19 protein-coding genes and 2 pseudogenes are annotated in these 18,364 nt (G+C 63.9%); 12 read left to right on the top strand and 9 right to left on the bottom strand.

What is annotated here, in order from left to right; all coding sequences use genetic code 11:
• The first annotated feature begins 331 nt into the window (after positions 1-331).
• The 3 genes from V7Q81_RS08045 to V7Q81_RS08055 are packed head-to-tail and all read left to right on the top strand — an operon-like array spanning position 332 to position 1,933.
• Positions 332-1,018, top strand: coding sequence for a transglycosylase SLT domain-containing protein (locus V7Q81_RS08045; RefSeq protein ID WP_333841806.1), 687 nt, complete (start codon positions 332-334; stop codon positions 1,016-1,018).
• Between the two features lie 50 nt (positions 1,019-1,068).
• Positions 1,069-1,443: a cyclophilin-like fold protein gene (locus tag V7Q81_RS08050; RefSeq protein WP_333841808.1), complete on the top strand. Its 375-nt coding sequence runs from the start codon at positions 1,069-1,071 to the stop codon at positions 1,441-1,443.
• 34 nt (positions 1,444-1,477) lie between these two features.
• Positions 1,478-1,933, top strand: a complete 456-nt coding sequence (locus V7Q81_RS08055) for a DUF4864 domain-containing protein (protein WP_333841810.1) — start codon at positions 1,478-1,480, stop codon at positions 1,931-1,933.
• A gap of 128 nt (positions 1,934-2,061) precedes the next feature.
• Here the strand turns inward: V7Q81_RS08055 and V7Q81_RS08060 are convergent, their stop codons facing one another.
• Positions 2,062-3,519, bottom strand: a complete 1,458-nt coding sequence (locus tag V7Q81_RS08060; RefSeq protein ID WP_333841813.1) for an MATE family efflux transporter — start codon at positions 3,517-3,519, stop codon at positions 2,062-2,064.
• 272 nt (positions 3,520-3,791) lie between these two features.
• Between V7Q81_RS08060 and V7Q81_RS08065 the strand changes: the two are divergent.
• Both V7Q81_RS08065 and V7Q81_RS08070 read left to right on the top strand, forming a co-directional pair.
• Positions 3,792-4,605 (top strand): annotated as a pseudogene (locus tag V7Q81_RS08065) (ParA family protein).
• 155 nt (positions 4,606-4,760) lie between these two features.
• Positions 4,761-5,174, top strand: a complete 414-nt coding sequence (locus tag V7Q81_RS08070; protein WP_333841815.1) for an ACT domain-containing protein — start codon at positions 4,761-4,763, stop codon at positions 5,172-5,174.
• Positions 5,175-5,195: 21 nt separating this feature from the next.
• On the opposite strand, the gene V7Q81_RS08075 is transcribed toward V7Q81_RS08070, so the two are convergent.
• Positions 5,196-6,107 (bottom strand): fumarylacetoacetate hydrolase family protein, encoded by a 912-nt coding sequence (locus tag V7Q81_RS08075; RefSeq protein WP_333841818.1) that lies wholly within the window; start codon positions 6,105-6,107, stop codon positions 5,196-5,198.
• Between the two features lie 120 nt (positions 6,108-6,227).
• On the opposite strand from V7Q81_RS08075, the gene V7Q81_RS08080 reads away from it, so the two are divergent.
• The gene (locus V7Q81_RS08080; protein ID WP_333841821.1) at positions 6,228-8,501 is read left to right on the top strand and encodes an NADP-dependent malic enzyme; all 2,274 of its coding nucleotides are present in this window, start codon (positions 6,228-6,230) and stop codon (positions 8,499-8,501) included.
• Positions 8,502-8,616: 115 nt separating this feature from the next.
• The gene (locus V7Q81_RS08085; protein WP_333841824.1) at positions 8,617-10,137 is read left to right on the top strand and encodes a fumarate hydratase; all 1,521 of its coding nucleotides are present in this window, start codon (positions 8,617-8,619) and stop codon (positions 10,135-10,137) included.
• A gap of 69 nt (positions 10,138-10,206) precedes the next feature.
• Here the strand turns inward: V7Q81_RS08085 and V7Q81_RS08090 are convergent, their stop codons facing one another.
• Positions 10,207-10,638: an Hsp20/alpha crystallin family protein gene (locus V7Q81_RS08090; RefSeq protein ID WP_333841827.1), complete on the bottom strand. Its 432-nt coding sequence runs from the start codon at positions 10,636-10,638 to the stop codon at positions 10,207-10,209.
• Positions 10,639-10,792: 154 nt separating this feature from the next.
• On the opposite strand from V7Q81_RS08090, the gene fumC reads away from it, so the two are divergent.
• Both fumC and V7Q81_RS08100 read left to right on the top strand, forming a co-directional pair.
• On the top strand, positions 10,793-12,196 hold the full coding sequence (fumC, locus tag V7Q81_RS08095) for a class II fumarate hydratase (protein ID WP_333841829.1): 1,404 nt from the start codon (positions 10,793-10,795) through the stop codon (positions 12,194-12,196).
• 28 nt (positions 12,197-12,224) lie between these two features.
• Complete coding sequence (locus tag V7Q81_RS08100) at positions 12,225-12,941, top strand: SDR family oxidoreductase (protein WP_333841831.1); 717 nt, start codon at positions 12,225-12,227, stop codon at positions 12,939-12,941.
• A gap of 6 nt (positions 12,942-12,947) precedes the next feature.
• Here the strand turns inward: V7Q81_RS08100 and V7Q81_RS08105 are convergent, their stop codons facing one another.
• The 4 genes and pseudogenes from V7Q81_RS08105 to V7Q81_RS08120 form a co-directional block, all read right to left on the bottom strand.
• Positions 12,948-13,463: an arsenate reductase ArsC gene (locus tag V7Q81_RS08105; RefSeq protein WP_333841833.1), complete on the bottom strand. Its 516-nt coding sequence runs from the start codon at positions 13,461-13,463 to the stop codon at positions 12,948-12,950.
• The gene (locus V7Q81_RS08110) at positions 13,460-13,918 is read right to left on the bottom strand and encodes an ArsI/CadI family heavy metal resistance metalloenzyme (RefSeq protein ID WP_333841835.1); all 459 of its coding nucleotides are present in this window, start codon (positions 13,916-13,918) and stop codon (positions 13,460-13,462) included. Before V7Q81_RS08110 ends, V7Q81_RS08105 begins: the two co-directional genes overlap by 4 nt.
• Complete coding sequence (locus tag V7Q81_RS08115; RefSeq protein WP_333841837.1) at positions 13,915-14,274, bottom strand: ArsR/SmtB family transcription factor; 360 nt, start codon at positions 14,272-14,274, stop codon at positions 13,915-13,917. The genes V7Q81_RS08110 and V7Q81_RS08115 overlap by 4 nt, the downstream gene beginning before the upstream one ends.
• 76 nt (positions 14,275-14,350) lie before the next feature.
• Positions 14,351-14,680 (bottom strand): annotated as a pseudogene (locus V7Q81_RS08120) (tyrosine-type recombinase/integrase); the annotation flags it as partial.
• 48 nt (positions 14,681-14,728) lie between these two features.
• Here V7Q81_RS08120 and V7Q81_RS08125 point away from each other — a divergent pair.
• Entirely contained in the window at positions 14,729-15,037 is a 309-nt protein-coding gene (locus V7Q81_RS08125) for a hypothetical protein (protein ID WP_333841840.1), read from the top strand.
• Positions 15,038-15,733: 696 nt separating this feature from the next.
• Here the strand turns inward: V7Q81_RS08125 and V7Q81_RS08130 are convergent.
• Complete coding sequence (locus V7Q81_RS08130; RefSeq protein ID WP_333841843.1) at positions 15,734-16,306, bottom strand: transposase; 573 nt, start codon at positions 16,304-16,306, stop codon at positions 15,734-15,736.
• Between the two features lie 21 nt (positions 16,307-16,327).
• On the opposite strand from V7Q81_RS08130, the gene V7Q81_RS08135 reads away from it, so the two are divergent.
• Positions 16,328-16,789, top strand: coding sequence for a hypothetical protein (locus V7Q81_RS08135; RefSeq protein WP_333841845.1), 462 nt, complete (start codon positions 16,328-16,330; stop codon positions 16,787-16,789).
• Positions 16,790-16,845: 56 nt separating this feature from the next.
• Positions 16,846-17,655 carry a class I SAM-dependent methyltransferase gene (locus V7Q81_RS08140; RefSeq protein ID WP_442954794.1) on the top strand — a complete coding sequence of 270 codons (810 nt, stop codon included), beginning with the start codon at positions 16,846-16,848 and terminating at the stop codon, positions 17,653-17,655.
• A 499-nt stretch (positions 17,656-18,154) separates the two neighbouring features.
• On the opposite strand, the gene V7Q81_RS08145 is transcribed toward V7Q81_RS08140, so the two are convergent.
• Positions 18,155-18,364, bottom strand: a 210-nt coding sequence (locus V7Q81_RS08145; protein ID WP_333841851.1) for a transposase, incomplete at its 5' end; no start/stop codon positions are given.

Raw genomic sequence — 18,364 nt, forward strand, 5'->3', positions numbered from 1 at the left:
GGGTTCCGGGGGTCGCAACGCCCTTCTGGGGGGCGGGCAAAGGTCCCACGAAGCGTCCTGGAAAAGAGCCATCTGCATGAAGGAATAATAAATTTTCTATTTGACCGGAGGAGCGCCGATCGGTAGAATGCAGCTGCTGCGACGCAGCACACGGCCACCTCGGTGGCCGTTTCTGTGTTGTGAGAAATAGGGCGCCGCGCCCACGGCGCTTAGAAAAACACGAAGGAGCGAACGGTTACCCGAGCAAGGTAACAATCCGCAGGCTGGCCGGCGCTGCTGCCCGGTGGGGTGGTTAGCCGACGGTGCTGCGATCTAAAGGAGGATTGCTGTCATGGCAAAACCGCACTCCCCGCTCCGGAACGGCCCGTGGGCCGATCGGGAGCGTCTCCATGCCAATTGGTTTGCGCTGCTGTTCATTGCAGCGCTTTTTTCCCATCCCGCCTATCCCCTTTCTGTCTGGGCTCTCGCCGACCTGCGGCCCCATCTCGGGGGTGGGGCGGGCCTGGACGAGTCCATGGAAGCGACCGCGCCAGCGGCTTTCCAGCGGGGTAAGGGTCCTGCTTCCGACGCGGCCAGGATCGACGCCCTCAGCGCCTTTCTCTCTCGCCGTTATCAGGTGGCAGAGGAAGCGACGCGGCAACTGGTGTCCGCTGCTTTTCGCGCCGGGCGGGAGCTGCAACTGGATCCCTTGCTCATCCTGGCGGTAATGGCCGTCGAGTCGCGCTTTAACCCCATCGCCGAGAGCGTGGCCGGTGCCAAGGGACTCATGCAGATCATCCCCCGCTACCATCTGGACAAGCTGGAATCCCGAGGCGGCGAGCAGGCGGTGCTGCAGCCCGAAATCAACATTCGTGTGGGGGCGGAAATTTTACGGGAGTACTTCGAGCGTACCGGGAACCTCACGGAGGCGCTCAAGCTCTACAACGGGTCCAGTTGGGATGAAGCGAACCGCTACCCGACGAGGGTGTTAACGGAGAAGCAACGCCTGCAGCGCGTCGTTGCGCAGGTCAAGGCGTAGGAATCGAGATCCGCATTCCCGCGCCGGTGCGTTGCGGTTAAAATCGCCTCATGGCCCGTATCCGTATTTCCTGGCCCGGCGGGGCCGTGACCGCCACACTGGACGCCACGCCCACGGCCGAGAAAGTCCTGGCAGCCTTGCCAGCGCGTTCCTCGGCCAACACCTGGGGTGATGAAGTGTATTTCAGCCTACCGGTGCGCGCTGCCCTAGAGCCCAGCGCGCGGCAAGTCGTGGATCCCGGCACCGTGTGCTTTTGGGTGGAGGGAAGCTCGCTCGCTCTTCCCTTCGGACCCACCCCCGTGTCTCGGGGCAGCGAATGCCGGCTGGTCACCAAGGTCAACATCCTCGGCAAGCTCGACGACGACCCGCGGCTGCTCGCGGGCGTGAGTGACGGGGACGAGATCACCGTCGTTCGTTTGGACTGATCGCCCTGCCCTTCGGTGTAGGGGGTGGCACGCGGTGCGGCGTACCGGCGCCATTTGTGCTCTGATCGTGCTCTGGCTCGCGCTCCTGGGCGGCCGAGCCCTCGGCCAAGATCCTCGTTATCTCCAGCCTGAGCCCGAAGAAGCGCACGCCATCCAGTCGATCATCCAGGCCCAGCTGGATGCTTTTCAAAAGGACGATGCGGAAAAGGCTTTCTCCTACGCTGCTCCCGCCATTCGTAAACGGTTCGGCACCGCGGAGCGCTTCATGACCATGGTGCGGGAAAGCTACGCCATCCTCTACCGGCCTGCGTCAGTGCAATTTCTTCCCCCCGCCATCATTGATGGGGAGACGATCCAGGCCTTGCGCGTAGTGGGGCGCGACGGCACGGTCAAGGTGGCCCTCTATTTCATGGAGCGCCAGGCGGACGGCTCCTGGAAGATCAAGGCCTGCGAGCTGGCACCGTCGGCTGCCGTGTTCACACGGCGCTGATAGGTCGGAGGATGGCAAAGCCTTCTCGGAGCAAGGTGACTAGGTGGGCGGTGAGCTCGTTGCCTTGTTTCGGCGCACCCTCCTCCCGGAGGGGCGGCGGGCGCGAGGGCGTAAGGCTCGCGCCCCGGTCAGCCGAGTCGTATCTTGCGCCACGCGCCGGAGCGCCAGCGGGCGTAGAGGGTAAGACCGGCGGCGACGATATAAAGCAAGGCGGCGAGCCAGCCTCCTACGGCACCCCATCCCCAGGCCGGCAGGGCATCGATCCAGCCCTGTCCGGGAGCGAAGGCGACGACGTGCACAGCGGGAATGAAGCCTGCCCAGGCCAGCACGGTGACGAGAGCGGTGGGTACGCGCACGTCGCCCGCGCCCCGCAGGCAGAAACTGGCGCCGATGTTGATCCCGTCGAAGATCTGGTAGCCGGCGGCGATCCACATCAGTACTATGCCCAGTCGCACCACCTCGGGCGCATGCGTATCGGCGGCGTTCACGAACAGCGGGATTAGCCAAGGGCCGCCCAGCGCCAGGCCCATGCCCACCGCCGCCATGTAACCCATGGCAAGAGCGATGGTGGTATCGCCCACGCGCGCGGCCCAGGCCTTGTCGCCGGCGCCGATCGATTGGCCCACCAGGGTGGTGCCCGCCAGCGCCAGGCCCACCACCGGCATGTAAGCGAGGGAGGTGAGGGCCATCACGATCTGGCTGGCAGCACCATCCACCGGGCCGAGGCGCGCCATCATTACCTGGAACAGCCAGAAAGCGGCGATCTCCACGGCCGGCAGCAGACCGGTGGGAAGCCCCAGAGCGAGGAGTCGCCCGATGCCGCGCCAGCGGGGGCGCCAGGTCAGATGGCTTGCGTATTCGTCCCGCACAGGGCGCGAGAGGAACGCCGCCAATGCCATAACCGCCCCCGCCGCCGTGGCCAGGGTGGTGGCCCAGGCGGCGCCGGCCATGCCGAGCTCGAGGCGGAAGATCAGAAACTCGTTGAGGGGCACGTTCAGTGCGGCCACCACGGCCATCAGGGTCAGGGTGATGCCGGTGCGACCGATGCCGTTGAAAAAGGCGCAAAGCGTCCACAGGAGCACCCCGGCAGGGGCGCCCAGTAATCGGGGGAACCAGTAGTCCAGAGCCAGGGCATAGATGGAGGCCGGGAGCCCGAACGGTCCCAGGATCCACGCCCCGGCGAAGGCGAGGCCGATGAAGGCAGGTGCCGCGCAACCGCTGCCCCATATTCCGAGCCACGCCGCTTGCGAGGCGCGCCACTGTCGGCGTGCGCCGTAAGCCTGAGCGACCAGGGGTTGCACGGCAAGGCCCGTACCGCCCACCACCAGGAAGCACACGATCACGAGGAAATGCACTGCCCCCAGGGCAGTGGTGGCGTCCGTAGACAGACGACCCACGAACCAGGTGTCGGTGAGGTTGAGCACCGCTTGCAAGGCGCTGTTGGCGGCCAGAGGAACGGCAAGCCGACCCACTGCCTTCAGGTCGACGCGGCGGCGGCCCGCGGCGTCGAGCCGCACGGCGGGCAGCCGAGAGAGCCGGCGCAAAGGGGGCTCGAGGGCGCTGTTGCTGGGTGGATCCGGCTTCATCCCGGCTCGCCGGTACCGATCATACCGCCGAGAGCGAGACCAGATGGGAGTGCCCATGCGGCGAATACTGCCTGGGCCGCGCCGCTTGTCGTGTCCGGGGCAGCGCCTTCCGAGGCAAAGGCTTTCTTGCGCGAAGCATCAAAGACTCGCGGCATTGCAGACATTTATGGGCCAAGCTTTCGTCGCGAAAAAAGGTCTTGGGGCGCTCTTTGTGCGCCGCATCAACCATGCTCTAATGCCAGCCGGGGTGCTGCAGCCGGGGAGGGGAAGCAATGAAGCGCGTCATTTTCAACCAGAAGCGCGGTGTGGGGAAGTCCACCATCGTCTGCCACTTGGCCGCCATCTGCGCGCACTGCGGCTACAAAACCCTAGGGGGGGTGGATCTGGACCTCCCAGGCAACTCCACTGAGTACCGCCTCGGCCGGCACGCCCAGGCGACGGAACTGAATCCTCGCACGCTTCTTCGAGCAGGGGCCCTCTTTCAGCTTCCACGGTAGAGTGCCGGCTGAATTCGCTCATCCCACGCCTTTTGCTGGCTTGGACTCGATGCCTTCCCATCCGGAGCTGGAGCCTCTTTAGGGAAAACTCGGGGCCCGCCACAAGATCTACAAGCCTACGGGAGGCCCTGGCGAGCCTGGCCTATGAGGCCGTCTTCATCGACCTTTCCATCCGCCCTCAATTTCTATGCTCGCGCGGCTCTGATCGCCGCCGACCCCTGCCTTACCCCCTTCGACTGCGGCGATTTCTTCCGCCGGGCCCTGTATGCCTTGATGGAGACGGCCAACGGGATCCGCGAAGACGCTCCTCCGTCCCTCGCGGTGGAGAGCATCATCGTCAACCAGTTCCAGCCTCGGGCTATCTTGCCTCAGCGGCTCATGGAGGAGCGCCGGCAGGACGGACTCCCGGTGCTGGCTGCCCGTTTGTCGGCCTCGGTCAAGGTGCGGAAGTCCCCTTAGTGAGCGCGATCCTTGATTGCACTCGCTCCCCCGGCACGCGGTTCCCCAGCAATTCGTGGCCCTGTTCGAGGCGCTGGAAGCCCGACGCAGGCGGGCGGCTGGGCAGGAGCAGCGAGCTCGCGCGGCCTAGCAGTCGGAGGAGAGCGGCTTTCCTATGAGCGCTCTGCCCGAGGGCGGTGCTTCCCTGGGCACCGAATGCCCTTTGTACGGCCTGCCTTTGGCGCTTGGGCGCAGGTCTGCTATACGTAGAGCATAGGGGAGGTCGATTTTCTCGAGGAGGAGGCTATGGCCGACGTGGTGCGCAAAGCGGACTACTTTTCCATGCAGGTGGCCGACAAGCCCGGAGAGGCGGCCAATCACCTGAAAGCCCTTAAGGAAGCGGGAGTCAACTTGCTCGGCTTCACCGGCTTCCCCAGCGGCCGGCGGGCCCAGATCGACTTCATCCCGGAAGATACGGCCAAGCTCAAGGCGGCGGCCCGCAAGCTCAAGTGGAAGCTAGGGGAGAAGAAGACCGTGTTCCTGGTCCACGGGGAGGACCGGGTGGGCGCCATCTACGACGTGATCGGCAAGCTTGCGGAGGCCGGGGTCAACATCACTGCCCTGGATGCAGTCTCCGCCGGCGAAGGGCGCTACGGCGCCATGTTCTGGGTCAAGCCCAGGGACGTGGCCAAGGCCTCCAAGGTCCTGGGGGTGAAGTGAGGAGAGCGGGGTGAGGGGAGTTTAAGCCACCACGGGATTGCGCAACACCCCGATCCCCTCGATTTCCGTCTCCAGCAAGTCGCCGGGCCGAAGAAATTCGGGCGGGGTACGGGCGAAACCCACGCCTTGGGGCGTGCCGGTGGAGATCACGTCCCCGGGCTCCAGGGTCATCCCGAGGGACAGCTCAGCGATCAGGCGCGGGATCTTGAAGTAGAGGTAGCGGGTGTTGGAGTCTTGCTTCACCACCCCGTTCACGCGGGTTATGACCCGCAAACCGTTAGGATCCAGGGCATCGGCGGTGACAATGGCCGGGCCCAGAGGACAAGTACCGTCTAGGCTTTTTCCCTTGTGCCACTGACCCCCGTAGGCTCGCTGCAGGTCCCGGGCCGACACGTCGTTCACGACGGTGTAGCCGAATACATGCTCCATGGCCCGCGCTTCGGGAATGTTCTTGCCGGCCCGGCCGATCACCACGGCGAGCTCCACCTCCCAGTCGAGTTGAGTGGTGACCCTCGGGTCGTAGGGAATCGGGTCGTGGGGGCCGATGACCGCGGTCACCGCCTTGGTAAAGAAGACGGGATGGTCCGGAAGCGTCTGCCCGCTTTGGCGAATGCGCTCCCCCTCCTGGAAGTGCTCCAGGTAGTTCCAGCCCACGCAGAACACGTTTTTGCGCGGTCGGGGAATGGGGGCGAGGAGCTTCACCCGGGACAGGGGAAGCCGCCCTGCTTCGTAGCTGGACAGGGCGCGAAGCGCCGCCAGGGACGCCTCTCCCGCGGCGATCAGCGACACCATGTCTCGGGGATCGAAAGGCAGAGGACCCCCCCGTGCCCGGCCAGCGTCGAGCACATCGAGCACGGTGGTCGCGTCGACGAGCACCCCGATGCGGGGTCCGGCGTCTTCGGGACGGGTGAAGGTGACGAGTTTCAAAGACACACCTCGGTCAAGAAAAGCCGCAGTCGAAGTTTATCATCGGCGCTGCCGTGGGTCCCGAGAAGGCGAACGGCCGCCAGTATATAATCTTCGCCCTCGCGACCTCCCAAGCCGGGAGAAGGAATGGACGAACAACTGCGCCAGAGCGCGCTCCAATACCACCGCCTGCCCAAGCCCGGCAAGATTTCCATCGCGCCGACCAAGGGTCTCATCAACCAGCGGGATCTGAGCCTCGCTTACTCGCCCGGGGTAAGCGCCGCTTGCCTGGCCATCCGGGAAGACCCCGCTGAGGTGCGCAACTTGACTGCCCGGGGCAACCTGGTGGGGGTGGTGACCAACGGCACGGCGGTACTCGGGCTCGGCAACATCGGGCCCCTAGCGGCCAAGCCCGTCATGGAAGGCAAGGCGGTGCTGTTTAAGAAATTTGCCGGGATCGACGTATTCGACATCGAGCTGAACGAAAGCGATCCGGACCGGCTGGTGGACATCATCGCTGCCCTGGAGCCTACCTTCGGCGGCATCAACCTGGAGGACATCAAGGCGCCCGAGTGCTTCTACATCGAGCGCAAACTCCGGGAGCGGATGAAGATCCCGGTGTTCCACGACGACCAGCACGGCACCGCCATCATCGTAGGTGCGGCGGTGAGAAACGGGCTCAAGATCGTCGGCAAGGACATCAGCCGGGTGAAGCTGGTCACCTCGGGCGCGGGAGCGGCGGCCCTTGCCTGCCTGGGGTTGCTGGAGGCGATGGGGCTGAGGCGCGAAAACATCTGGGTGACCGACATCAAGGGCGTGGTGTACCAAGGGCGTACCGAGGAGATGGATCCCTATAAGGCGATCTACGCCCAGAAGACCGAGGCCCGTACCCTGGCGGAGGTGATCGAGGGGGCGGACGTGTTTCTCGGGCTTTCCGCCGGTGGGGTGCTCAAGCCCGGGATGGTCAAGCGCATGGCCGACAAGCCCCTCATCCTAGCGCTGGCCAATCCGGTTCCGGAGATCATGCCCGAAGTGGCCAAGGCGGCGCGCCCCGACTGCATCATCGCCACCGGCCGCTCCGACTATCCCAACCAGGTGAACAACGTGCTGTGCTTTCCCTTCATCTTCCGCGGAGCGCTGGACGTAGGCGCCACCGCCATCACCCGGGAGATGGAGCTGGCCGCCGCCCAGGCCATCGCGGAGCTGGCCGAACAGGAGCAATCCGACGTGGTGGCCAGCGCCTACGGCGAGCAGGACGTGGCTTTCGGGCCCGAGTACATCATCCCCAAGCCGTTCGATCCGCGCCTGATCCTCAAGATCGCCCCGGCAGTGGCCAAGGCAGCGATGGAAAGCGGGGTCGCCAAGCGGGAGATCACCGACTTCGAGGCCTACAAGGCGGAGTTGCAGCAGTACGTCTACCACTCCGGGCTGGTGATGAAGCCCATTTTCGCCGCCGCCAAGGCAGCCCCGGACAAGCGCATCGTCTACGCGGAAGGGGAGGATCCGCGGGTACTGCGGGCGGTCCAGGTGGTGGTGGACGAACGACTCGCCTGGCCCATCTTGATCGGCCGGCCGGAAGTAATCGAGATGAATATCCGGCGGCTGGGACTGCGCATCCGGCCGGGCGAGCATTTCGAGCTGGTGAACCAGGACTCCGATCCCCGCTACCGGGATTACTGGACCGAGTACCACCGGATCATGGAGCGCAAAGGCGTGTCGCCCGAATATGCCAAGATCGAAATGCGCCGTCGGCGCACTCTGATCGGGGCCATGATGGTGCGCAAGGGAGACGCGGACGGCATGCTGTGCGGCACCTTCGCCCACTACCTACTGCACTTGTATTACGTGCAGAACGTGATCGGACTGCGACCGGGTGCCAAGATCTTCGCCGCCATGAACTTGCTCATGCTCCCGGAGCGCACCCTGTTTCTGTGCGATACCTATGTTAACAAGGATCCTACAGCAGAACAGATCGCCGAAATGACCCTCATGGCGGCGGAGGAGGTGCGCCGGTTCGGCTTCACCCCCAAAGTGGCGCTGCTGTCTCACTCCAGCTTTGGGAGCGTGCGGGACGAGTCGGCGGCCAAGATGGCCCGCGCCCGGGAGTTGCTCGAGAGCATGGCGCCAGGGCTGGAGTGCGAGGGGGAGATGCACGGCGACGCAGCCCTGTCGGAGGAAATCCGGCTCGCCGTGTTCCCCAACTCCAAGCTCAAGGGACCCGCCAATCTTCTCATCATGCCCAACGTGGAGGCGGCCAACATCTCGTTCAACCTGCTCAAGCAGGCGGCAGGAGGCGGCGTCACGGTGGGTCCCATCCTTCTCGGGGCGGCCATGCCGGTGCACATCCTCACGCCGAGTGCCACGGTCCGGCGGCTGATCAACATGACGGCTCTTCTGGTGGTGGAGACCATCAAGCGTTGAAGCTGGCCGATCCCGGCCCGACGCGCGGCGTCCTGGCTGATCGGGTAGAATAGCGGCTCGATCCTTCTTCGTTCTTTCTCCGCGGCCGGGCGCGGCCGCTCTGCGAGGACCGATCATGGCCGTCATTAAGCAGGAAGACTTCATTCAGAGCATCGCCGACGCGTTTCAGTACATCTCCTACTACCACCCTACCGACTACATCCAGGCATTGACCCAGGCCTACGAGCGGGAGCAATCCCCCGCAGCCAAGGACGCCATGGCCCAGCTCCTGGTCAACTCCCGCATGTGCGCGGAGGGTCACCGCCCCATCTGCCAGGATACGGGCATCGCGGTGGTGTTCCTCAAGATCGGCATGAACGTGCGCTGGGAGACCACCCTGAGCGTGGCCGACATGGTGAACGAGGGAGTGCGCCGGGCCTACACTCACCCGGACAACGTGCTGCGCGCCTCCATCCTGGCGGATCCGGCTGGGGCGCGAAAGAACACTCGAGACAACACCCCGGCGGTGATCCACATGGAGGTGGTGCCGGGTGATACGGTCGAAGTCATCCTGGCGGCGAAAGGGGGTGGCTCGGAGAACAAGGCCAGGTTCACCATGTTGAATCCTTCCGACTCCATCGTGGACTGGGTGCTGAAGACCGTGCCCACCCTGGGGGCCGGTTGGTGTCCTCCAGGCATCTTGGGGTTAGGGATCGGCGGCACGCCCGAAAAAGCCATGGTGATGGCCAAGGAGGCGATTCTGGAGCCCATCGATATCCATGAATTGCGCGCCCGGGGGCCCCAGAACCGGGTCGAGGAACTGCGGCTCGAGCTCTATGAGAAGGTGAACGCCTTGGGCATCGGCGCCCAGGGGCTTGGCGGGCTCACCACCGTGCTGGACGTGAAAGTCCGCCATTATCCAACCCATGCCGCTTCCCTCCCCGTGGGGCTGATCCCCAATTGCGCTGCCACGCGCCATGCCCACTTCGTCCTGGACGGCTCGGGACCGGTGGCGCTCACCCCGCCCAGCCTGGATCTCTGGCCCAAGATCGAGCTGACGGGCGCCCAGGGGGCCCGCCGAGTGAACCTGGACGCCCTCACCCGGGAGGATATCCTCACGTGGCGCGCCGGCGAGCGCATCCTGCTCTCCGGCAAGCTTCTCACGGGGCGGGACGCGGCCCACAAGCGCCTGACCGACATGCTGAGCCGGGGAGAGACGCTGCCGGTGGATTTCACCAACCGCTTCATCTACTACGTGGGGCCCGTGGACCCGGTGCGGGACGAGGTGGTGGGCCCTGCCGGCCCCACCACCGCCACCCGGATGGACAAGTTCACTGACGCCATGCTGGGGAAAACGGGTCTGATCGGCATGGTGGGAAAAGCGGAACGGGGGCCCGAGGCCATCGCGGCCATCAAGCGGCACAAAGCGGTCTACTGTATCGCCGTGGGCGGGGCCGCGTATCTCGTGTCCAAGGCGATCCGCTCGTCCCGGGTGATCGCTTTCCCCGACCTGGGGATGGAAGCGATCTACGAATTCGAGGTGAAGGACATGCCGGTCACCGTGGCAGTGGATGCGGAAGGCCGCTCGGTGCATGCCACCGGCCCCGCCGAGTGGCGAGCGAAGATCGGCAAGATCCCGGTGACCACAGCGGCTTGAGACCTTCCCCGGGCAAAAATAAAGCCCGCTTCGCGCGGGCTTGTTCGCCGGCGGCGGGCCCAAGGTTTATTATTGGACGGTCAACCGCTTGGCGATACTGTCCGCCTTCTTCGGCAACGTGAGGCGCAGGACCCCATCTTCGTGCTTGGCCTCGGCATGCTCGGCATCGATTTCGGTCGGTAGCACGAGGGACCGGCTGAATTTGCCATAGGTGCGCTCGCCCAGGAGCTGCTTGGCTTCCTCACCGGCCTGTTTCTCCTGCACCGCCTCCGCTTCGATGACGAGCTGGTTGTCGAACACCCGGACGTTGATGTGGTCCTTGCGCACCCCCGGGAGCTCCGCCATCACCACGTAGGCGTTGTCGGTCTCCCAGATGTCCATCGGGATGACCCCTCGGACCGTGCGCTGAGCGTCCCAGTCGAGCAAGGTGGGACGGAAGAAGCTGCGGAACAGGTTATCGACAGCAGTTTCGAAGGGATCGAAACGCGTGAGATTTGCCATACCTTACCTCCTTCTCCACACTGTCTTTGACCGACATGCCCGAAAGGCACATTCTGTTTTGACTGTCTTCTACATGGGGGCGGGACCGGGTTTCGTCAAGCCCTCCGCCCGCGGGCCGATGGTGGACTAACTAATTGATCTGACGGGATATTGTATGAGCGGATTTCGCGAAGAAAAGGACACGATGGGCGTGGTGCAGGTGCCGGAGCGGGCCCTCTGGGGTGCCCAGACCCAGCGCTCCCTGGAAAACTTTCGCATCGGTGCGGAGCGCATGCCTCTGGAGCTGATCCGGGCGCTGGCCCAGGTGAAGCGAGCCGCAGCCAGCGTCAACCGGGACCTGGGTCTTCTAGACGCTCGCAAGGCCCAGGCCATCATCCAGGCGGCGGACGAGGTCATCGAAGGCCGGCACGACGACCAGTTTCCCCTCGTGGTCTGGCAAACGGGTTCGGGTACCCAGACCAACATGAACATGAACGAGGTGCTGGCCAACCGGGCCTCTGAGCTTCTGGGCGGTCCCCGAGGCCAAGGGCGCCTGGTTCACCCCAACGACGAAGTGAATCGGGGCCAGTCGTCCAACGATGTCTTTCCCACCGCTATGCACGTGGCGGCGCTGGAGGCGATCGAAAAGCGGCTCAAGCCCGCCGTCAGCGGGCTGCGGGAGACCCTGGCGGAGAAGTCCCGGCGCTACATGGACATCGTGAAAATCGGCCGCACCCACTTGCAGGATGCCACTCCCATCACCCTGGGCCAGGAAATTTCCGGCTGGGTGGCCCAGCTCGACCACGGGCTCGCCCATTTGGACGCGACGCGCTGGCATCTGTCGGAACTCGCCATTGGGGGCACGGCGGTGGGCACCGGGCTGAATACCCACCCCGAGTTCGGTCGGCGTTGTGCCGAGGAGCTCTCCCGCCTGACCGGCCTTCCCTTCGTTTCTGCTCCCAACAAGTTCGAGGCCCTGGCCGCCCACGACGCTTTGGTGGCGGCTCACGGGGCACTCAAGACCCTGGCCGCCGCCCTCATGAAGATCGCCAACGACGTCCGCTGGCTCGCCTCTGGTCCCCGTTGCGGCATCGGCGAAATCCGCATCCCCGAGAACGAGCCGGGCAGCTCCATTATGCCTGGCAAGGTGAATCCCACCCAGTCGGAGGCCATGACCATGGTATGCTGCCAGGTGCTGGGCAACGACGTGGCCGTCAATCTGGGTGGTGCGTCGGGGAACTTCGAGCTCAACGTCTTCAAGCCGCTCATCATCCACAACTTTCTTCAGAGCGTACGGCTGCTGGCGGACAGCGCTCGGAGCTTTAATGACCACTGCGCCGTGGGCATCGAGCCTAACGTGCAACGCATCGAGAAGCTCCTCCACGAATCCCTCATGCTGGTGACGGCCCTTGCCCCCCATATCGGCTACGACAAAGCGGCGGAGATCGCCAAGCTCGCCCATCAGGAAGGCATCACCCTCAAGCAGGCGGCCCTGGAGCTGGACTATCTCACCGGGGAGCAGTTCGACGAATGGGTGCGGCCCGAGGCCATGGTGGGACGGCTCGAGCACACGCAATGAGCCGCAGGCGTGAGAAGGTGAGCCGGACATGGAAGCAGCGGAGGTTCAGAAAATCGCGGTGGTGACGGGAGCCAATCGAGGGTTGGGCTTGGAGATCTCCCGCCAGCTCGCCCTGCGGGGCGTGCGGGTGGTCATGACCGCTCGGGATCCGGAGAAGGGGAAGCAGGCCTGGGAGGGGCTGCGCCGTCAGGGACTTTGCGTAGAGTACCTGCCCCTGGATGTGACCGTTCAGGCAAGTGTGGAAGCCTTGGCCCGCTCCCTGGCACAGACCTTCGGCGGCCTGGATATCTTGGTGAACAACGCGGGCATTCTGCCGGAGGGGCAGGGGGCGCGGGCGCTCAGCTTGGGTCTGGAGGTTTTCCGGCAGGCCTTTGAGACCAATGCCTTGGGAGCCCTCAGACTTTGCCAAGCCCTCGTGCCTCTCATGAAGAAGCGGGGCGGGGGCCGCATCGTCAACGTCTCGAGTGGCCTCGCTCAGCTCACCACCATGGGCACGGGCACACCCGCCTACCGGGTCTCGAAGACTGCCCTTAACGCCCTCACCCGCATCCTGGCGGCAGAGCTGGAAGCAGAGGGAATCAAGGTGAACGCCGCCTGTCCCGGCTGGGTGCGCACCGACATGGGAGGTCCCGATGCACCTCGTTCGGTGGCAGAAGGGGCCGATACGCCGGTGTGGCTGGCCCTCCTACCGGAGGATGGGCCCACCGGCGGCTTCTTCCGCGATCGCCAGCCCATCCCGTGGTAGGCGGGCTCAGCTCGTACGGCCGATTTCCTCGATGCGCTGCTGCAGGGCCAGGCGGTCCAGCTTTTCCAAGGGGAGGCTCACGAAAAGGCTGATGCGGCGGCTCAATAGGCGGAAGGCATCCCGCACGGCCTGGCGTGCCTCGTCCGGGTCGTCCATGTAGCGGGCAGGGTCCTCCACGCTCCAGTGGGCCGTCAGGGGCTGCCCCGGCCACACCGGACAAACCTCCCCGGCGGCGTTGTCGCACACGGTGAAGACGAAGTGCAATGGTGGCGCGTTGGGTCGGGCGAACTCGTCCCACGACTTGCTGCGCAGCCCTTCGGTGGGCAGCCGCTGGGCGGCGAGAAACTCCAGCACGAAAGGATTGATCCGCCCGGTCGGATGGCTGCCGGCGCTGTAGGCGTTGAACCGTTTGCCGCCGTAATGCCGAAGGAGCGCCTCTGCCAGGATACTGCGGGCGGAGTTGCCCGTGCACAGGAACAACACGTTGTAGTTTCCCCCGCCCGGAGCGCGTTCCCTGCTCATTCGCGACTCTTGGGGAAATTGACCTTGACCGGCGCTGCGGCAGGGCTGCAACAGGCTGCCGCGCCAGCACGTTCTTCGCTTTCGCTGAAAGTGGGAATGGTGCCCAGGCTCCGGTACGCTTCCCAGGCAATGCCCTGGGGATCGGTTACCCAGTGCTTGTCGGAGCGGGCGTAACAGCAGGCCACCCCCGACTCGTCCCGCACCGGCAGCGCTGCCCGCTCAAGTTGGGATCGCACCTCCGCAAGCTCCTCGTCGCTGTCCACCTGAATGCCTAAGTGATCCACGCCCGGCGCTGCACCGCGTTGGGACACGGCGAAATTGATGCGCGGATCCTCCAGCATCCATTTCGCATAATCGGGCTTGACCAGGGTGGGCTGCGCACCGAACAGGGCAGAGTAGAAGCGGATGCTCTCCTGCAGGTTCGAGACCGAGACGTGGACATGGAAGCGTTTCATGGATTCGTGACCTCCTTGCGCGAACGTTTCGATGCCGGGCGGCGGCCCGTGGCGGGGGTGCAGAGCCCGAGGTTGCCACCACAACAATTCTCCAACAGGAACGCCATGAGCTCGGACATGGTGGCGTAGTTGGCGCTGTAATAGATGAATCGGCCTTCCTGCCGTCCATGAATGAGGCCTGCGTGGGCGAGCTCCTTCAAGTGGAAGGAAAGGGTCGGCCCGGCCACGCCAAGGGCTTCGGCGATCTTATTGACCGGCAGTCCTCCGAAACCCGCCTGTACCAGCAGTCGGAACACGGTAAGCCGGGTTTCCTGGGCGAGGGCCGAGAGGCACCGGATCGCGGTTTTCATTTCCATAATTTGAATAATATAGAAATAACTAGCGAAGTCAAGCCCCGAATCTTTCTGCTCCCGGCGCAGGACCCGACCTGCATCAATCGCTTTTTCCTGAGGAAAGGTTTCCGCTCAAAAGGGCTCGAATATCCAGGAGGCTGACCACGCTGTGCTCCCCTTTGCCGAGCACATGCGTGTATGTCATGGCCGTGGACGCATCCTTGTGGCCAGGCCGTTCTTGCACCGTGCGGATATCGTAGCCAGCTTCGCACAGGTGCGTTGCGAACGGGCGCCGCAGCATATGGCAGTCCACCCGCGTGGCGATTCCCGCGGCGCGGGCGCACGGCTCCACCGCTCGCGGCACCGTGCCGAAAAAGCTATGGTGGCGGCGGATGACGTCGGTGTTCGGATCGGTCGGCAGGCGCCGTGACGGAAAGACGAACTGCTAGCCCCGTTCGCACCCTGCGTGCGGATACTTGTGCGCACGCGCATCCGGCCGCCGGGTCTCGCCGTCACCCGTGGCGAGATCGTGCTGGTGCAAGGCGCGCACGTGGCCGAGCTGCGACTGCACGAGCTGCTCGGGAAGCCTCGTCACTCGATTTATGCCGCCTCTGTCTCCACGCACCGTGATCAGACGGTAGGCGAAGTCAAGATCCTTGACGCGCAGCATGAGCCCTTCGATCGATCGGAGCTCCGCACCTTAAAGTGGACTCGCCATCAGCCACAGGGCACCCTGAAGTTGCACGAGACGTCGCCCGACTTCGGCGCGGTGGGCCCCACCGGATGATGAACCGACCCCTTGGCGTGCACCAGAATCGCAAACCACGGCAAGTTCTGCCCCGGCATGCTTGTAGAGAAAGAAACAGAACCGCGGCGAGCACCTCGTTCTGCGTCGCGCGGCCACGTCGGGCGCGGCGGCGAGACGGACAGGAACGCGTCCACTTTCCACGGCCCCATCTGGGCAAGATGGCGCTTGCCGTGGCAGCATGAACACGCGGATCCAATGCCGGTAGCACTCTTCGGTGCGCCGGTTGTAGCCGCGGCGGCGCATCGCCTCGCACAGGCGCAGGTCCTTGACTGGCACAACCATCGCGGTTTGCGATAGCTGCGGGCAATCAAAGTCTTGTCCCATTTTCCGCATCCTAACCCGGAGCTGGTTGTACCTACAGGCGGGGTAACGCCTTGATTGCAAGGGCGTTGACGCTTGGCGGCGGGCGGGAGGTGACTATGTTGTCGGTTCTTTTGAATTTCGAGTGGGTTAAGCGGCATGGGTTAATGTGGGGTGGAGTCGAGCTTGCCGGCGAGGAGGAGGATCAGCAAGTATGCTATATTTTATATTAGTTTTCTTGCGGCCGAGGACGTCGCGCAACTGTTTGCGGTAGAGCCAGGCTCGGGCGGTGCGTTTGGTGCTGACGTGTGCCACCGGGGTATTAAGGTTGGCCTGGACGTTCGGGTGGAGTTTCGCCCTGTCCTTGAGGAATGCCTAGCGCGGCCCTCTCAGGCTCAGGTCGATCTTCTGCTCGATGCGCCGCGTTCCATTAACCGCCGTATTGACACGGGCCACGACGTGGAAGTTGTCGAAGGCAATACGAGCATTAGGCGGATGCTCGCTCACTCCCTTGATGAAGGCTGGCGACATGCCGATGGAAACCGATTTACGGCTTGCAGGGCGCCGCCATGGACGAGCGGGTCTTTGGCAAAGGTCTCTAAGGGAGTCAGCACCACACCTCTCGGCGATAAAGAGCACCTTGCGTTCATCCGAATCGGCAAACACGCTGATGTGGTCGTGCCCCTTGACACGCGAGGTTTCATCCACGGCGAGGCGGGATACCTCGGAGAAGTCGGCATCGGCCAGCACCACGTCGACATAGCGCTCGCAGATGGCGGTTGCCCGATGCCAGGACAGCTTGACCGGCTGCGCCACAGCAGCGAACAGCATCTCGCGGCACAAGGTAATGGTCAGCGGCTCGGACAGCAGCGTAAAGACGGCCAGCTTCCCTGCCCCACCGGATCCGACTAGACGGATACCGCTATCGGGCAAGCGCATCTGCGGCATGCGGACTTCAAGGTGGCACTCGTGCTGGAAGAAGTCCAGATGCCGCAGCCGCCAGGAAGCCGTGTCGTGGGCTGGATGGATCTCCTCGATCCCTGGCACGGCAAACCGGCTGCCAGCGATGAAATCGATACCGATGGTCAGCGTCTTCTTCGTGGTGTCAAAATCAATTTCCCGAACGAATCAGGGTTCGGCAATGCCCAGGGCGGCTTCAAACAGCTTGGCGCTCCTGCTTCCTCTACCTCACATCGATCAAGCAAGCGCGCCTGCTACCCAAACTACCGCCAGGGCTTCCATGGCTCAGTGCGCCAGAGCACTACCTCTCGCCATGGGCTGCCTATCCCGCGAGTCCGCACGTCAAGGGCTCGCTCCGCCCGGCTGCAGCCGCTTTTGACCAACGGTCTCGGCAACCCCATTACCTACTCGATTTTCAAACGAGGCGCGTTATCCAACAGTCTTGCTAACTATCGATTGTTCGGCGGCTGACCCAATGCCGAGTAATCACACTAGCGATCTACCCAGAGGAGGACACCATGAGCACAATGACACCCGAAATGGAATCGCTGAAGGCACGCCTCAAAGCCACATGGATGGCCGGCGATTACGGACACTTCGCCAAGTATCTGGAGCCAGGGGCACTGGAATTCCTCGCGCGTATCCCCATCGAGCCGGAAGTGCGGATGCTCGATGTGGGTTGCGGCGCTGGCCAAATCGCCATACCAGCCGCACGCGCGGGCGCCCGCGTGACCGGCGTCGACATTGCCACAAATTGGATCGAGCAGGCGCGCGCTCGCGCGCGGGCCGAGGGTCTGGATGTTCGATTTGACGAAGGCGACGCCGAAATGTTGCCCTATGAGGATGCTTCGTTCGACTTGGTGGTGAGCCTCATCGGTGCCATGTTCGCCCCCCGGCCTGAACGGGTTGCAGCCGAATTGGTGCGCGTGTGTCGGCCAGGTGGCCGCATTGTCATGGCCAACTGGACGCCCGAGGGCTTCGTCGGGCTGATGTTCAAGATCATCGGCAAGCACGTGCCACCGCCGCCCCTTATGCCGCCGCCCGTGAAATGGGGCGACGAAGCGACCGTCCGTGAGCGGCTAAGCAATGGCGTTGCGCAACTGCAACTGAAAAAACGACTCTATCCCATCCATTACCCCTTCCCACCATCAGAAGTAGTGGAGTTTTATCGCACATACTATGGCCCCATAAATCGCGCGTTCGCTACGCTCGACGCCACGAGGCAAGCTGCTTTGCGCAGCGATTTAGAGCAGCTGTGGTCAGAGCATAATCGTGCTACAGATGGGACGACATACTACGAGGCTGAATATCTTGAAGTGGTCGCAATTCGAGAGTAAATTCCGAGCGACTATCGAACGCTGGTGACGTCGCAGAGCGAGCAGTTGCAGCTAACTTCGCTCCCTCCGTGCTCCGCGCGGAGGCTGAAAAGCACCGTTAGACGCGCGCATTTCTGATATGGCAGATGGGAGTCATGCGGGCGCTTACTTAAGGCGGCGATTGCTGAAGCCCGCAGGGCGAGAGCGAAGGTATTGGAGGCTATCCGGCCGACCCGGGTTCTCTGAGCGACTGGTGTGGCGGGTTCGTGCCGTTCCTCGAGCCCGAGGTGTTTCATGAGGTAGGAATGCTTGGTTCTCGTCGGCATGTAGTGCAATTGAGTCTCGACGCGGTAAAGTCGCGCGCACGACAGACGCGCACCTAAGGAAGGTCTGAACGAGTAGCCGCGAATGATTGTGACCACGGTGAATAATTGATCGAGAGCAGCAGTCGGGCACGAATTCGTGCTCTTTGGCTGCCTGTTCGGGCTCTGCAGGAGCCTATTTGCCGATTCCGGACGCACTACGCCTCCTGCAGTTGCAACAAGCGGTGCCGCACCAGGAAGAGATTGGCCAGCGCGCAGGTCACGAACAGGCGCTTGGCGTTCTTGGCGATGCCGCGGTAGCGCACCTTGGTGAAGCCGAAGAGGCGCTTGATGACGCCGATTGCGTGCTCGAGCCTTGGGTGCCTTGGCTCGGATGTGCTCGGTTCTGCCCGCGTAAGCCGCATCGC

The organism is Pelomicrobium sp., from assembly GCF_036803785.1.
GTDB lineage: Bacteria > Pseudomonadota > Gammaproteobacteria > Burkholderiales > UBA6910 > Pelomicrobium.